This window comes from Phytoactinopolyspora halophila, assembly GCF_003287285.1.
Taxonomy (GTDB): domain Bacteria; phylum Actinomycetota; class Actinomycetes; order Jiangellales; family Jiangellaceae; genus Phytoactinopolyspora_A; species Phytoactinopolyspora_A halophila.
The window spans coordinates 38,043-53,693 of the sequence record NZ_QMIG01000018.1; the positions used below are offsets into that span (position 1 = coordinate 38,043).

The window sequence follows — 15,651 nt, forward strand, 5'->3', positions numbered from 1 at the left end:
CGGAGGGTACGGATATGCAGTAGTGCCGCCGTCGTCACTGCTCGGACGTACCTGCTCATTCGAGATTATCCGCATACTTCAGGAGAATGCCGTGGCCACGATCGAAGCTATCGGAGCGCGGGAGATCCTCGACTCCCGCGGCAATCCCACCGTCGAGGTCGAAGTAGCACTAGACGACGGCACGATCGCTGGTGCCGCCGTCCCGTCCGGCGCCTCCACCGGGCAGTTCGAGGCGGTCGAGCTGCGTGATGGCGACAAGCAGCGCTATCTCGGTAAGGGCGTCGAGAAAGCCGTTCTCGCGGTCATGGACGAGATCGGACCCGAGCTGCTCGGACATGACGCCAGCGACCAGCGGCTCATCGATCAGGAGATGAACGACCTCGACGGTACGCCGAACAAGGGCAAGCTGGGTGCGAATGCCCTCCTGGGGGTCTCGCTCGCGGTGTCCAAGGCGGCAGCCAAGTCCGCCAACCTGCCGTTGTTCCGGTACCTGGGTGGGCCGAACGCGCACATGTTGCCCGTGCCGATGATGAACATCCTCAATGGTGGCGCTCACGCCGACAGCAACGTCGACATTCAGGAGTTCATGGTCGCGCCGATCGGTGCGGAGACGTTCCGGGAGGCGCTGCGCTGGGGCGCGGAGGTTTATCACGCGCTGAAGAAGGTGCTCAAGCAGAAGAACCTGGCGACCGGCCTCGGCGACGAGGGCGGGTTCGCGCCGGACTTGCCGAGCAACCGTGCCGCTCTGGACCTCATCGTGCAGGCGATCGAGGAGGCGGGCTTCACTCCCGGGTCGCAGGTGGCGCTTGCCCTGGACGTGGCGGCCACCGAGTTCTTCGGCAACGGCACCTACACGTTCGAAGGCGCCACGAAGACGGCCGCACAGATGAGCGAGTACTACGGGCAGCTGCTCGCCGACTACCCCCTGGTCTCTCTTGAGGATCCGCTGGCCGAAGACGACTGGGCCGGGTGGGCCACCCTGACCCGCGACATCGGTCAGCGGGTGCAGATCGTCGGCGACGATCTCTTCGTGACCAACCCCGAGCGGCTCGCTCGCGGCATCGACGAGGGCGCGGCGAACGCGCTGCTGGTGAAGGTGAACCAGATCGGCACGCTGAGCGAGACGTTCGACGCCGTGGCGCTGGCGAGCCGGGGAGGTTTCGCCAGCATGATCAGTCACCGATCGGGAGAGACCGAGGACACCACGATCGCCGACATCGCCGTGGCGACCAACGCTGGCCAGATCAAGACCGGTGCGCCAGCGCGTTCGGAGCGGGTCGCGAAGTACAACCAGCTCCTTCGTATCGAAGAAGAGCTCGACGACGCCGCGCGTTACGCCGGTTCCACGGCTTTCCCGCGATTTAATAGATAACATGCCACCTTCCCGTCGCGCGCCCGGTGCACGCCCCTCGGGGGGTGCACCGACCAATCGGCGTCCAGCGACGCGAAGTGCCCGTTCGGGCACCCGGAACACTCGCGGCGCTGGGCGACCCCGGGTCAGCGTCGAACGTGCGGACGGTGCGAGATCGGGTTCGTCGTCGATGCGCCCGCGGACGGCTCGAGGTTCGGGCGGCCGGCCCTCGGTCACCGGGCGGGCGGCCGTGCTCGCGCTCGTTCTCGCCGTGTTGCTGGTCTCGTACGCGTACCCGTTGCGGGCGCTGTTCGAGCAGCACGGCGAGCGGGCCGAGCTCGAACAGGAAGCCGAAGAGCTCAGAGAACGGGTGGACGAGCTGGAAACCGAGCTGGAGCTGTGGGAGGACCCGTCCTATGTCGCCCTTCAGGCTCGGCAACGGTTGGGGTTCGTCATGCCGGACGAGCAGGGGTATGTCGTGATCCGTCCGGAGAAGGACGAGGAGGGCGAGACGGGCCCTGAAGGATTGCCACCAGCCGGAGAGGGAACGTGGTACGAACGGTTGTGGAGCTCGGTCGAGGCCGCCGACGAGATCCCGCCGGAGGAGTTGCCGTGACGGCCGGCACCGTGACGGACGCCGACCTCGATATTGTGAAACGTCAGCTCCGGCGTCCGTTGCGGGGTGTGCGGCGGGTGCCGCACCGGTGTCGCGACGGGCACCCCACCGTCGTGGAGACCGAACCCCGGCTACCCGACGGCACACCGTTCCCCACCTTGTTCTACCTGACCTGCCCGCGTGCGGTCGCCGCCGCGTCCACGCTGGAATCGAACGGTGTCATGGTGGAGCTCGCCGAGTGGGTGTGCTCGTCGCCCGACGTGGCTGCCGGTTATCGGGCCGCGCACGACGACTATCTGGCGCGGCGCGAACGTATCGCACAGGTTCCGGAGATCGCTGGAGTGTCGGCCGGTGGGATGCCGAATCGCGTCAAATGCCTGCATGCCCTGGTCGCGCACAGCCTGGCCGTCGGGCGGGGAATCAACCCGGTGGGTGACGAGACCTTGAATCGCATGGCCGACCTCGAGGAGAAACCCTGGACTCCCACGACCTGCACGTGGACACCCACGTGAGACGAGTTGCCGCCGTCGACTGCGGCACCAACTCGATCCGCCTGCTGGTCGCCGACGCCGATCCCGCCTCGGGACGCCAGCATGACCTGGACCGGCGCTTGCGCATCGTGCGGCTGGGGCAGGATGTGGATCGAACCGGACGGCTCGATCCGCAGGCGCTGGAGCGCACCATGTCGGCACTGGCCGAATACGCCGAGGTGATGCGAGCCCTCGAGGTGGAGCGGGTGCGCATGATCGCCACGAGCGCCACCCGCGACGCGTCGAATTCGGCGGAGTTCGTCGACGGCGTCCGGGAGCTCCTGGGCGTCGAGCCCGACGTGGTGAGCGGCGACGACGAGGCACGGCTCTCCTTCGCCGGAGCCACCAGAGAGATCCACGGTGATCGGCGAGCGCCCTACCTGGTGGTCGATGTCGGCGGCGGGTCCACGGAGTTCGTTTCCGGGATCTCGGAGCCCGAGTCGGCTCGCAGTGTCGATATCGGCTCGGTCCGGCTCACCGAGCGGTGCTTCGGGTCCGATCCGCCCACCTCGGCGGAGGTGAGTGCCGCGCGAAAGGTCATCGAGGCGGCATTGGACGATGCGGCACGTACCGTGCCGTTGATTGACGCCGGAACGGTGATTGGCCTGGCCGGAACCATCACGACGGTGGCTGCCATTCACCTGGGATTGGCCGAATACGACTCCTCGGCCGTGCACCTGTCCCGGATTCCGGCCGGTGCCGTGGCCGAGATCAGCGACAGGCTTCTCGCCGCCTCTCATGAGCAGCGGGCCGCGATACGGGTGATCCATCCCGGCCGGGTGGACGTCATCGCGGCCGGTGCGCTCATCCTGCGCTGCGTGGTCGAGCGCACCGGCGCCTCCGGGGTGCTGGTCAGCGAGCGCGACATCCTCGACGGCATCGCGTGGAGCCTGGTCGCCGACGTCTGATCCTGCCCGGCGCTACGCCGACTTCGATGCCGAGACGTGCGAGAATCCCGGAATTCTGGCCTAATAGTGCACGTCTCGGCATCGAAGTTGGGTGCGAAGGAAGTCGGGTACGGAAAACACGCGCGGGGGGCGGTTTCCGTACCCGGACTGCGTACTCAGCGTGGTGCACCCCGCGCGGCCGGCATGAGGTCAACATCGTCGCGGTCGACGTACATCATCCGGTGGCCGAGCTGGATCTGCACGTACTCCATCTCACCTCTGACGACCGTCCAGTCGCCGGGCGAGGAGCCGTCGTACGTCGTCGACCGGTAGTACTCGCTTTGCAGCGTCGGACCGGCGGCATACCGCTCGCCCGCGCTGATCGTGTACTGCAACGGAACGATGTCCTGGACGGGCACCTCGTCGAACGCCTCCGGCTCGGGATAGGCACGCCCGTACACGGGAATCTCGTCCAGGCCAGGCTTCGGGGTGGCGACGAAGCCTCGCGACCACACGGCGGCGCGATCCTCGGGCGGATTGTGGAACCACGCCTTCTGGCCGAGATACCAGATCGCCGTCCAATCACCATCGTGATCGGCGATCGCAAAGGTCTGTCCCGCCGATGCCCTCGCCCCGTGATCGGAGATGTGCATCGTGGCCGGTGAGCCATCGGGGTGAAGACCGATGTCGGTGACGAGCGGCGCGTCGTGGCTGGGCTCGCTGTGCAGGATGACCGACGACGATCCGCGGGCCGGGCAGGGTTCACCCCGTTCGTCGCACCCGGTGAAGGCGGGCTGGTTGGTAGCGAAGTCGGGATCGATCGTCACCAGGCCCGTCTGAGGGGTGCCCGTGGTGCGGGGCGAGGCGCCCATCAGGTCGAAGTAATGGCTCCAGTCCCAGTAGGGGCCCGGATCCCAGTGCATGCCGGGAACGTAGGCCGGCGTGATACCGGGGATGTTGTCGTGGCCGATGATGTGGTGCCGGTCGAGTGGGATGTCGAACTTCTCCGCCAGGTGCCGCACGAGCTTTGCCGACGTGCGATACATCGCTTCGGTGTACCAGGAGCCGTCGGCGGCGAAGCCCTCGTGCTCCAGTCCGATCGACTTGGCGTTGACGAACCAGTTGCCCGCATGCCAGCCGACGTTCTCGCTTTCCAGGTGCTGGGCGATGTGGCCGTCGGAGGAGCGCAGGGTGTAGTTCCAGCTCACCCAGTCCTTGTCTTGCGCCAGATCGACGGTAGTGTCGAAGTACCCTTCGGCGTCGTGGATGACGATGTACTCGATCTCCTGCTGTTCGGGCCGGTTCCCGAGGTCGTGGTTTCCGTAGCTGCCCACGTCGGTGCCGTCACCTCGTAATTCGTAGGGCGCGGGCAGCCACTCGCAGGAGATGTCCAGGGGACACTCGATCTCGTCGGGACGATCCGGTTGGCGTAGGTCCAGCTCGTCGAGCCACGAACGGTCCGGGGAGATGCCCGGGTGCGCGTCGAGGACGACGCGCTCGCCGTCGTCGACTCGTCGTTCCATGCCGGTGCGGATGGTGTCGTATACCTCGTCGGCGAAGAAGGCGGCCGCATCGAGCGTGTCGGCACCGCTGTAGCGGGCGACCGCGCCGTACCAGTCGGCGGGATCGGTCTCGCTGCCCGTCGGTGCGCCCAGGTCCTCCTGGTGCGCGGCGAGTAGCGCGGCGCCACCACGGATGTTGGTCCCCGCGTCCGTGCGCAATTCGGACTCGTCGAGGCCGGTCAGCCCGGCCGCCTTGTCGAGCGTGTTCAGGGCGGCGGGATCGGGAGGCGGTGCGCCGTGCCGGGTGGTGACCGCGGAGTCCCGGCCGTCGTCACCGCGCCGGTCGTACTCGAGGTCGTGCTGGGGCTCGGTGCCGGGTCCATCGATCTCGTCGGCATCGGTGAGGTGCATGGGGCCGAACCCGCCGCTCGTGCTGGGCTCGCCGGCGTGCGTGTCCCAGCGTGATTGCAGGTAGGACACGCCGAGCAGGACGGGGAGAGGTACTCCGTATTCCTCGGCCGCGGCGGCGTACTGATCGTGCCGGGACTCGGGGGCCGGTGAGGTTACCGAGGTTGCGACGGTGGGTGCGACGGAGAACGGAACGAGGAGTGCGAGGCCGGCCAGGCCGGCACCGAGGTGGTGGCGGGAAAGCGGGGATCGTCGACGCATCGAGCCTCCAAACACGTGACTGTGGCGACGGGGTGTGACGTCGATCTCACATGTGGCGTCACAGTGCGGATCATCCTGCCGGACATGAAAATAATCCGTCAATATTCGGGGCAAAGACGTTATATCTGAAAATCGTTCGTCAAGCGGTCACGTGGAGAGGCCCATGGAGAATGGTCCCCATGGATGCCGACGCCGAGCGCGCCCGCCTTGCCCACCCCGTCACCGGCGAGATCTTCCCCAGTCCGGTCGAGCCGGGGAGCGGCTGGCCGGATGACGTCGCTGACGAATCGACACCCGTCGCGCGCGGCGCGGAGGGCGTCGCCGAGCTCGCCGCCGACGCCTCCCTGGAACAGGTCACCGCGCGATCCTCCGTGTGCCGGGCCTGTTCGCGGCTGGTGCGGTGGCGCGAGGAGGTGGCCTCGGGCAAGCGCCGCTCGTTCGACGCGCAGCCGTACTGGGGGCGGCCGACACCCGGCTGGGGCGCTCGCGCACCGCGCATCCTGGTCGTCGGCCTCGCCCCGGCGGCACACGGCGGGAATCGCACGGGACGGATCTTCACTGGCGATCGCAGCGGAGACTGGCTATTCGCCGCGCTCTACCGGGCTGGCCTGGCCAACCAGCCGACATCCGAGCATGCCGGCGACGGGCTCGAGCTCCGCGAGACACGGATCATGGCCGCGGTGCGCTGTGCACCGCCGGACAACAAGCCGGCACCCGGTGAGCGCGACACCTGCGCGCACTGGCTGGATCGCGAGGTGTCGCTGGTGCTGCCAACGGTTCGTGCGGTGGTCGCGCTCGGCTCGTTCGCCTGGACGGCAGCGTTGACGACATTGGCCCGGTCCGGAGTGAGCGTCCCCCGGCCGCGGCCGAAGTTCGGGCATGGCAGCGAGGTCGTGCTGGAGCGCCTGGCTGGAGAGGGTACGGGTGCGAGTGGGGACGGGCAGGTCCCGGTTCACGATCCCGCGCCGAGCGGCGATCTTGCGCCGATACGCCTTCTCGGCTCGTACCATCCGAGCCAGCAGAACACGTTCACCGGCCGGCTGACCGAGGAGATGCTCGACGCCGTTCTGGCCCGCGCTATGTCCGCGTGATGCCGTTCTGGCCCGTGCCTCGTCCGCCTGAGCCGTTCTGCCCCGTGCCTCGTCCTTGTGATGCCGTTCTGGCCCGTGTCTTGTGCTCGTGGCTGGGGCACGGGCGCCGGGTCGTCGCCCGTTGTGCGCGGGCTAGCTGAACTCCTCGACCGTGTACGGTCCTGCGGTCCGCGTGGCATCTCATAATGCGGTCGATCATCGTTCACTATATGAGATTTGTCGGTCCTGATTTGAAGACCGAAGGTCTAATGCTCATGATGAAGACCATGTGCCGAATCTCGTTCCACCAATGCGAACTCATGTCGACGGCCCCGAGCTGTCGCATGGCGATGATGTGTGGAACAGGCATGCGTCGGTGTCGCTCCTGAGGTGAGCGAGCTGATCTGGCGCGGGGCTCCGCACGCGCCGCCGGCGCGGTATTTCTTCGTCCGCGGCGATCCCGCCGCCGATTCGCTTGTGCCCACGTAACAGCCCTGACCGGTGCCTACGTGCGCCGCAACGACCCAGTACGCGATGAGCCAGGCCACCCCTGACCGTCGCCCGCCAGGTGGAAGGACATGAAGAACATGATTCGTCAGAGTGCCACGTTGATCAGCGTCCTCGCCGCAGGTGCCGTGCTCGCGGCGTGCGGCGGCAACGATCAGACCGAGGTCGCCACAGGCGACAGTGGCAGCCCGATCAAGATCGGTGTGGTTGGTGCCAGCGAGGACTACTGGCAGATCTTCAGCGATCTCGCTGCCGAGGAAGGTATCGAGATAGAGCTGGTGAACTTCACCGACTACACGCAGCCCAACCCCGCGCTGTCGCAGAACCAGCTCGACCTCAACCAGTTCCAGCACATTCAATACCTCGCCGCGTACAACGTCGCCAACGACGAGGACCTCACGCCGATCGGCGCGACCGCGATCTATCCCCTCGGCTTGTACTCCACGGAGCACACGTCGATCGAGGACATTCCGGACGGCGGCGAGATCGCGATTCCCAACGATGAGACGAACCAGGCCCGGGCGCTTCTCGTCCTCCAGGATGCGGGGCTGCTCACCCTCGAAGGTGGCGGGGACTCGACGTCGCTGCCGTCTGACGTCGTCGAGGAAGAGTCGAAGGTGACGGTGACGCCCGTTGCTGCCGAGCAGACTGCCGTGGCGCTGAACAGCGTGGATGCGTCGATCATCAACAACGACTTCGTCGAGGACGCCGGCCTGGAGCCGACGGATGCGCTGTATCAGGACGATCCCGATTCGCCCGCGGCGCAGCCGTACATCAATGTCTGGGCCGCGCGTGCCGGGCACGAGGACAACGAGACGTTCCAGAAGTTGATCGACATCTATCACGAGGACGAGGTTCAGGAGGCGGCGCTGCGGGCGTCGGGTGGTACGGCGGTGTTCACGGAGAAGCCGGCCTCGGAACTCCAGGAGATCCTCGATGAGGTCGAGTCCAACCTGGAAGCCACCGACGACGACACCACTTCCCCATGATCATGAACATTAACGGCTCCGTGCGGAGCCGTTAATGTTCATGATCAGCGGAGATTGGGTGCGCTGCGGGAGAGTGTGATGATCAGTTTTCGTGAGGCGACGAAGGTCTTCGGCTCCGGCCCGGACGCCGTGCGAGCCGTCGACTCGGTCACCCTCGACGTCGGAGAAGGCGAGATCTTCGGCGTGATCGGATACTCGGGGGCAGGCAAGAGCACGCTCGTGCGCCTCGTCAATGCCCTCGAGACCGTCACATCGGGTCAGGTGGTGGTCGATGGCCACGACGTCACGACGCTCGGCGAATCGGAGCTACGGCAGCTGCGTGCCAGTATCGGGATGGTCTTCCAGCAGTTCAACCTGATGAAATCGCGGACCGTCGCGGGCAACGTCGCCTACCCCCTGAAGGTGGCGAGGTGGCCGAAGGAGAGGCGCAAGCAGCGCGTGGCCGAGCTACTCGACTTCGTCGGCTTGGCGGACAAGGCTCGTACCTACCCGGGACAGCTCTCCGGCGGGCAGAAGCAGCGCGTGGGGATCGCCCGGGCGCTGGCCACCTCGCCGAAGATCCTGCTCGCGGACGAGGCCACGAGCGCGCTCGATCCGGACACCACGCAGGACGTTCTCGCCCTCCTCAAGCGGGTGAACCGGGAGCTGGGCGTCACGGTCGTTGTCATCACCCACGAGATGGACGTCATCCGCTCGATCGCGCAGCGAGTCGCGGTCATGGAGCACGGCAAGGTAGTCGAGCACGGTCGTGTCTACGACGTCTTCGCGGCGCCGCGGGAGCGTGCCACCCGGAGGTTCGTCGGGACGGCCCTGCGCGACCGCCCGACGCCGGAGGTGCTCGAACGGCTCAGGCACCGGCATCCCGGCAGGATGGTGACGGTAGGCGTCCGCGACGGCCAGGGCAGCGGCACCGACCTGACGGCGACGCTGCGCAGGCACGGCGTGGACGGCTCGATCGTGTTCGGCGGAATCACCGAGATCGACGAGCGTCCATTCGGCAGCCTGACGGTCGAGCTTGCCGGCGACGAGGAATCGATCGACGCGCTGATCGCGGAGCTGCGTCGCACGGCAGACGTTCACGACCTGGGAACTCGGGAGCATCCGCGCAACGATCCCTCCGCCGTCGTGGCGGGTGACGAGCAGCCGTCATCACCGGACGCACCCGGCATCTCCGGCGCCGGCGGCGCCGACGAGATCGCTGGCCCCGCGACCGGCCTCTCCGCTGGCTCGGCGACCGGCCTCGGCACGCCTCCCGAGAGATCGTCTGGAGGGTTCCAGTGAACAGCGACTGGTCCACGCTCGCTCCCATCTTGCTGGAGTCCCTGCGCGAAACCCTCTACATGGTGTCGGTCACCCTGCTGATCAGCGGGGCGCTCGGACTCCTCATGGGGGTGTTGCTGTACGCGACGCGCCGGGGCAACCTGCTCGAAAACGCCGCGATCTTCACCGTGCTCAACATCGCGGTGAACATCGTGCGGCCGATCCCGTTCATCATCTTCATCACCGCCGTCGGGCCGTTGACGCTGATGACGATCGGGACGACGATCGGCAACGAGGCGGTGATCTTCGCGATGTCGATCATGGCATCGTTCATCACCGCGCGAATCGTCGAGCAGAATCTGGTGGCGACCGATCCGGGAGTGATCGAAGCTGCGCGGGCCGTCGGGGCGTCGCGGCTGCGCATCATCCTCACCGTGCTCATCCCGGAGTCGCTGGCGCCACTCGTTCTCGGTTACACCTTCCTGCTGATCGGCATCATTGACATGTCGGCGCTTGCCGGTTACATCGGCGGCGGCGGCCTCGGTGATTTCGCCATCGTCTATGGCTACCAGCGGTTCAACTGGGAAGTGACGTTCGTGACGGTGGTCGTCATCGTCGTGCTCGTCCAGCTCGCCCAGGTGCTCGGAAACTGGTTGGCCAGAAAGGCGCTGCACCGCTAGGCGAGGGAAGTAGCTGGTCAGGCGATCGGTACCGATCCCGCCCTGGGGCGCGGCCCCGACGTTGGGTGCGATCCTGACGACGCGGAGGCGGAGGCGTGGGCGTGCTCCGACAGCCGGTCGACCTCCTCGCGCAGGGCGGCGATCGCGTCGGACGTAGCGTCGACGGCCTCGCGCGGGTGGGGAAACAGCGTCAGCTCGGCCGTTGTGGATTCGTCGGGTGCCGTGGACGCGGCCAGCTGTGCGATCTTCTCGGTGACACCGGCAACGCGGGTGGCGTCCGCGAGATCGTCGAGCTCCCGGGAGAGCGCGCGCAGGCGGTCGCGGTATGCCTCCAGACGATCGACACGCTCGTCGAGGTGGGCGACAAGCGTGTCGAGGGATGCCCACGACGACGTGTACACCGCGTTCGCACGTCGGCCCGTCTCGGAACGCTCCGGTGGCCGGTCGCCCATCTCCATGCGTAGCTGTGCGATGCGGTGACTCCGAAGCGCGATCTGCCGGACCTCGGCGTCGAGGTCGATGCGCAGCCCGTCGTCGAGTCTGGTCGAAGCCCAGGCGGACGTGGCGCGGATGTGGGCGACGACGGCCATAAGCCGCGAGAGGACGTCGCTCTCCCGGCCGGCCGATTTCTTGATCTTGGCAGTGTCGACGGTGACGAGTGCCCGCAGGACGGCGCTGACGTGTTCCTGCGATACCGCTGTGCTGGATCGTTGTCGAGCTGCGGGGGTGACGCTGGCGAGATGGCAACCGCCCATGGGCAGGCATGCGGCGAGGTGCCGGTGGACTTCGCTGCTGGGCCAGTAGTCGAACAGGCTCAGCTGCCGCTCGACCATGTCGAGATCGATGACCGTGCCCGTGTCCGAGGGAATCTGTTCCCGGTCGATGACGTAGACGGCGCGGCCGTGCGCGCTGGACACCCAGTGCGCCTGGGCGCGGAGCGACCTGAGGACACCAGACGTGGCGGGGGCAGCCCGGTTGCGTACGAGCCGTGCCAGATGCTCTTCGACGAGATCGTCGTCGAAGACGTTCAGGTTCGAGCCGAAGACCTCCGTGCGGCCGTAGCCGGAAGTGATCGACAGCCGGCTGCGGAACCTGCGGTTGAGCCGCCACGATTGGACGTCGTCGGCCAGTGCCTGGCGCCGGATCCAGGTGACGGGCTCGTCGGTGCTCTGAAGTGCTATGACGCGGCCGTTGGTGATGATGAGGCAGTCGGCGTCCGGTTGCTTGCCGTCGAGGCGCACGAGAAGTTCGACGCGTTCGCCGGGCACGAGTTTGAGACCGCCGAGTATCTTCGCCTCGAACGCGTCCTGGACATCACGACCTACTCGCACGTTCTCGCCTTCCGAATTCGTGGACCGAAGCCACCAGACCTTTCCACCGTTTACTTTCACAGGTGATATGACTGTGCGCAACCGAGATCGTGAAGGTTGATCCGTTTTGCCTCGGAAGTCAGGCGAAAGGGGAAACCCTGCGGCCGGGTCGATGCGCGGCATCTGGAGCGTAAATAGCTTGTGAACATGTTCACAAGCTATTAGGGTAAGAGGTGTCGGGACACACGAGGCAGGGTCGCGATGGCGCGCCACGGCCTGGTTGGATATTCCAAGACTCGGACAGAGGCGTGACGAATGACCCAAGAGAACGCTCCGCACATCCTCATCCTCGGCGGTGGCTACGTCGGGATGTACACGGCACTCGGGCTGCAGAAGAAGCTTGGCCCGGGGCAGGCCCGGATCACGGTCGTCGATCCCCGCTCCTACATGACCTATCAGCCATTCCTGCCCGAGGCGTCTGCTGGCTCGCTGGAACCGCGGCACGTCGTCGTGCCGTTGCGCCGCGTGCTTCGCCGGTGCCACGTGATCACGGGGCGGGTCACCTCGATAGCTCACGCGGACAAGCGCGTCACGGTAGCGCCGGAGGAGGGAGAGCCGTACGAGCTCACGTATGACACCCTCGTCCTCGCGCTGGGCTCGATCCCCCGGACGCTGCCCATCCCGGGTCTGGCCGACAACGGGATCGGGTTCAAGCAGGTTGAAGAGGCCATCGCGTTGCGTAACCACGTCCTCGATCGGCTCGATATCGCGGCGTCCACAACCGATGAACACGCCCGTCGCCGCGCGCTCACCTTCGTCTTCGTCGGTGGCGGCTTCGCCGGTGCCGAGGCGCTGGGCGAGCTCGAGAACATGGCCCAGTACGCGCGCAAGCGGTACTACCCGCAGATCGGGGCTCGCGAGATGCGCTGGGTTCTGGTCGATGCTGCAGACCACATCCTGCCCGAGGTGGGCGCCGAGATGGGCGTGTACACCGTCGAGGAGCTGAGCAAGCGAGGAATCGAGATCCGGCTCAAGACGTTCCTCGAATCGTGCGAGAACGGCCATGTCGTGCTGTCGAAGGGCCGGCCCTTCGACGCGGATACGATCGTGTGGACCGCCGGTGTCAAGGCGAATCCGGTATTGACCGAGAGCGACGTCCCGCTGGACGGGCGCGGCAGGGTCAGCTGCACGCCGGAGCTGCGCGTGACGGGTCTCGATGATGCCTGGTCGGCGGGTGACAACGCCGCCGTGCCGGATCTCACCGCCGACGATCCCGACGCCGTGTGCGCGCCCAACGCGCAGCACGCCGTACGGCAGGCGAAGCTGCTGGCGAAGAACATCGCCGCGACGTTGAAGGGGAAGCAGCCCAAGGCCTACCGGCACAAGTACGTGGGGTCGGTGGCAAGCCTCGGCTTGTATCGCGGGGTCGCGCACGTGTATGGCGTGAAGGTCAAGGGATTTCCCGCGTGGTTTATGCACCGCACGTATCACATGAGCAAGATGCCGACCTTCAACCGGAAGGCGCGTGTGGTGGTCGATTGGACGATGGCCCTGCTGTTCCGCCGTGAAGTGGTGACGCTGGGGCGGATGCGCATGCCCCGCGAGGAGTTTCGCCGCGCCGCCACCACGAAGCATTAGAGGAGTGAGAAACTGAGCATGATGAGCGCCGGGGGAGCCGCAGGACGAATCGCCGGACTGGTCGAGCGAGTGCTGGCGCAACCGTCGCCGCTGGCGATTCGGGCGTGGGATGGATCACGTGCCGGTCCGGCAGACGGCCCGGTCATCGTGGTGACCTCGCGCCGGGCTCTCCGGCGGGTGCTATGGCAGCCTGACGAGCTGGGTCTGGCCCGCGCCTGGGTAGCCGGCGAGCTCGACGTCGAGGGAGACCTTGAAGAGGCCCTGGCCGAACTCGAGACCGTGCTGGACCGGGTGGATTCCCGCCCCAAGCTGTCGGCCTCCGACCGCGCGGAGGCGCTGCGCTCGGCCGTGTTGCTCGGTGCGCTCGGCCCGCAGCCGAAACCCCCGGTGATCGAAGCCGAGCTCGCCGGCGAGCGGCATTCCAAGAAGCGGGATCGTGCCGCGATCAGTCACCACTACGACGTCGGGAACGATTTCTACGAGCTCGTCCTGGGCTCGTCAATGGTGTACTCCTGCGCGTACTGGACCAAGCCAGACGATCCCGCATACACGCTGGAGGATGCGCAGCGGGACAAGCATGACCTCGTCTGCCGCAAGCTGGGCCTCGAACCCGGAATGCGGCTGCTGGACGTCGGTTGCGGGTGGGGCTCGCTCGTCTTGCACGCCGCCCGCGAGTACGGCGTCCGGGCCGTGGGCGTGACGTTGTCCGAAGCGCAGGGCGAGTTCGCCCAGCGCCGGATCGACGATGCCGGGATCGGTGATCTCGCCGAGGTCCGGGTTCAGGATTGGCGGGACATCGACGACGGCCCGTATGACGCCATCGCCAGTGTCGGTATGGCCGAGCACCTGGGCGCGAGGAACTGGCCGTCATATACCGCGCGGCTGTACGAGCTGCTCAGCCCGGGTGGCCGGCTGCTCAATCAGCAGATTGTCCGGGCAGCACAGCGGCACGCGACGCACCGAAGCGGCCGTCGGCGCACGTTCATCGACGCCTACGTCTTCCCCGACGGCGAGCTCATGCCGATCGGGGACATCGTCAGCGAGCTGGAGGGTGCCGGGTTCGAGGTACGCGATGTCCACAACCTTCGTGAGCACTATGCCCGCACGCTGCGCGCCTGGGTGGACAATGTGGAAACGGCCTGGATGCGTGCGGTGCGGTTGGCCGGTACGGCCCGCGCGCGAGTGTGGCGGCTGTACATGACGGGCTCGGCGCTCTCGTTCGACGCGGGACGGATCGCGATCCATCAGGTTCTGGCGGTGCGGCGCGACGACGAGGGCCGCAGTCACGTTCCGATGGTCCGTACGGTTTGATGGTGTCTCGTGAGCCTCATCGCCGTTACCGTCATCGGGCATGATCGCCCCGGAATCATCGCCGAAGCGACGAGCGCGCTGGCGGAGCTCGGGATCAACCTCGAAGACTCGACCATGACCCGCCTGCGTGGCCATTTCGCCATGATGCTGCTCTGCGAGGGAGATACGACCGTCTCGCAGGTCGAGCGCGCGCTCGGTGATCTGGCCGCAGACGGCACGTTGCAGGTCAGCGCGCGCGAAGTCGACCGGGACGAGCCCGGTACGTCGAGCGGGCGCCCGTACGTGCTCACCGTGCACGGCGGCGACCGGCTCGGTATCGTCTCGGCGGTGACGAGCGTGCTGGCCCGCGCGGGTGGGAACATCACCGATCTCACCACGCGCCTGACGAACGATCTCTATATGGTTGTCGCGGAAGTGGATCTGCCGGTGGATGCCGACGAGTCGGTCCTGGCGGCCGAGCTCACGGCCATCGGTCGCCAGCTCGGTATCGACGTCGCGTTGCGAGCGCAAGAGACGGACGTCTTGTGAGCCTGCACGATTGGTCGGTGCATGACCTGGGGACCGAAGGGCAAGTGCGCGAGGTGCTCCGGGCGCCGGACGCGGTGCTGTCGACGCCCTCGGAGAAGGTTGACCCGGGCGATGCGAGCGTCGTCCAGCTGGCGGCCGACCTCGTGGCAACGATGCGCGTGTCGCCCGGATGCGTGGGACTGGCAGCCAATCAGGTGGGGCTGGCCTGGCACGTCTTCTGTGTCGACGTGACGGAGCATCCCAAGGCCAGAACGACACACGGCACGTTCGTCCTGTGCAATGCGCGGGTTGTCGAGGCGTCGCGCAAGGAGAAGGGCCGCGAAGGGTGCATGTCGGTGCCGGAGCTCACCGGTGATGTCAAACGCGCGACGCGCCTGACGGTCACCGGCCAGCTACCGCCCAGCGGTGACGAGATCGTGGTGGAGACCGACGCGTTCGAGGCCCGGGCCGTGCAGCATGAGATCGACCACTGTGACGGTTTTCTCTTCCTCGACCGGGTCGCTGGGGCACACGCCGTTTACGCGCGTAAGACCTACCTGTAAGGCGGGGGCCGTGGGCTACCCTTCGGGTAGCGACGGGAACCATAGCCAATGGTCACGCGGTGACGTACAGTGCTTTTCGTCGGGAATGCCCCCGTAGCCCAATAGGCAGAGGCAGCAGACTTAAAATCTGCACAGTGTGGGTTCGAATCCCACCGGGGGCACGGCACAGACGGGTTGTTGGACCAACACGCGTGCAAAGCACCACGCCAAGCTGCAGGCCCAGCCCGGCATTGACTCGGCCCGCTTGCGCCGGCATCCGGA

14 protein-coding genes and 1 tRNA gene are annotated in these 15,651 nt (G+C 66.8%); 13 read left to right on the top strand and 2 right to left on the bottom strand.

The window, feature by feature from the left end:
- The first annotated feature begins 91 nt into the window (after positions 1-91).
- The 4 genes from eno to DPM12_RS15570 all read left to right on the top strand — a co-directional run bounded on the left by eno (position 92) and on the right by DPM12_RS15570 (position 3,405).
- Entirely contained in the window at positions 92-1,372 is a 1,281-nt protein-coding gene (gene eno, locus DPM12_RS15555) for a phosphopyruvate hydratase (RefSeq protein WP_112259262.1), read from the top strand.
- A gap of 169 nt (positions 1,373-1,541) precedes the next feature.
- Complete coding sequence (locus DPM12_RS15560; protein WP_158542920.1) at positions 1,542-1,967, top strand: septum formation initiator family protein; 426 nt, start codon at positions 1,542-1,544, stop codon at positions 1,965-1,967.
- Positions 1,964-2,479 (top strand): DUF501 domain-containing protein, encoded by a 516-nt coding sequence (locus tag DPM12_RS15565; RefSeq protein ID WP_211659027.1) that lies wholly within the window; start codon positions 1,964-1,966, stop codon positions 2,477-2,479. The genes DPM12_RS15560 and DPM12_RS15565 overlap by 4 nt, the downstream gene beginning before the upstream one ends.
- Complete coding sequence (locus tag DPM12_RS15570) at positions 2,476-3,405, top strand: Ppx/GppA phosphatase family protein (protein WP_112259319.1); 930 nt, start codon at positions 2,476-2,478, stop codon at positions 3,403-3,405. The genes DPM12_RS15565 and DPM12_RS15570 overlap by 4 nt, the downstream gene beginning before the upstream one ends.
- Positions 3,406-3,560: 155 nt before the next feature.
- On the opposite strand, the gene DPM12_RS15575 is transcribed toward DPM12_RS15570, so the two are convergent.
- Positions 3,561-5,555, bottom strand: a complete 1,995-nt coding sequence (locus DPM12_RS15575) for an N-acetylmuramoyl-L-alanine amidase (protein ID WP_112259265.1) — start codon at positions 5,553-5,555, stop codon at positions 3,561-3,563.
- Positions 5,556-5,734: 179 nt separating this feature from the next.
- On the opposite strand from DPM12_RS15575, the gene DPM12_RS15580 reads away from it, so the two are divergent.
- The 4 genes from DPM12_RS15580 (at position 5,735) to DPM12_RS15595 (ending at position 10,061) form a co-directional block, all read left to right on the top strand.
- Positions 5,735-6,646 (top strand): uracil-DNA glycosylase, encoded by a 912-nt coding sequence (locus tag DPM12_RS15580; RefSeq protein WP_112259266.1) that lies wholly within the window; start codon positions 5,735-5,737, stop codon positions 6,644-6,646.
- Between the two features lie 557 nt (positions 6,647-7,203).
- Positions 7,204-8,121, top strand: a complete 918-nt coding sequence (locus DPM12_RS15585) for a MetQ/NlpA family ABC transporter substrate-binding protein (RefSeq protein ID WP_211659028.1) — start codon at positions 7,204-7,206, stop codon at positions 8,119-8,121.
- A 78-nt stretch (positions 8,122-8,199) separates the two neighbouring features.
- Positions 8,200-9,402, top strand: a complete 1,203-nt coding sequence (locus DPM12_RS15590) for a methionine ABC transporter ATP-binding protein (protein ID WP_112259267.1) — start codon at positions 8,200-8,202, stop codon at positions 9,400-9,402.
- Between the two features lie 59 nt (positions 9,403-9,461).
- The gene (locus tag DPM12_RS15595; RefSeq protein WP_211659044.1) at positions 9,462-10,061 is read left to right on the top strand and encodes a methionine ABC transporter permease; all 600 of its coding nucleotides are present in this window, start codon (positions 9,462-9,464) and stop codon (positions 10,059-10,061) included.
- A gap of 17 nt (positions 10,062-10,078) precedes the next feature.
- Here DPM12_RS15595 and DPM12_RS15600 read toward each other — a convergent pair whose 3' ends face one another.
- Positions 10,079-11,392 carry a hypothetical protein gene (locus tag DPM12_RS15600; protein ID WP_123788567.1) on the bottom strand — a complete coding sequence of 438 codons (1,314 nt, stop codon included), beginning with the start codon at positions 11,390-11,392 and terminating at the stop codon, positions 10,079-10,081.
- Positions 11,393-11,686: 294 nt separating this feature from the next.
- Here DPM12_RS15600 and DPM12_RS15605 point away from each other — a divergent pair, with 294 nt between their 5' ends.
- The 5 genes from DPM12_RS15605 to DPM12_RS15625 all read left to right on the top strand — a co-directional run bounded on the left by DPM12_RS15605 (position 11,687) and on the right by DPM12_RS15625 (position 15,551).
- Complete coding sequence (locus DPM12_RS15605; protein WP_112259270.1) at positions 11,687-13,009, top strand: NAD(P)/FAD-dependent oxidoreductase; 1,323 nt, start codon at positions 11,687-11,689, stop codon at positions 13,007-13,009.
- An 18-nt stretch (positions 13,010-13,027) separates the two neighbouring features.
- Positions 13,028-14,320, top strand: a complete 1,293-nt coding sequence (locus DPM12_RS15610) for an SAM-dependent methyltransferase (protein WP_112259271.1) — start codon at positions 13,028-13,030, stop codon at positions 14,318-14,320.
- Between the two features lie 9 nt (positions 14,321-14,329).
- Positions 14,330-14,848: a glycine cleavage system transcriptional repressor gene (locus tag DPM12_RS15615; protein WP_112259272.1), complete on the top strand. Its 519-nt coding sequence runs from the start codon at positions 14,330-14,332 to the stop codon at positions 14,846-14,848.
- On the top strand, positions 14,845-15,390 hold the full coding sequence (def, locus tag DPM12_RS15620) for a peptide deformylase (protein WP_211659029.1): 546 nt from the start codon (positions 14,845-14,847) through the stop codon (positions 15,388-15,390). The genes DPM12_RS15615 and def overlap by 4 nt, the downstream gene beginning before the upstream one ends.
- An 87-nt stretch (positions 15,391-15,477) precedes the next feature.
- Positions 15,478-15,551, top strand: a tRNA-Leu gene (locus tag DPM12_RS15625).
- The last annotated feature ends 100 nt before the right edge of the window (positions 15,552-15,651 follow it).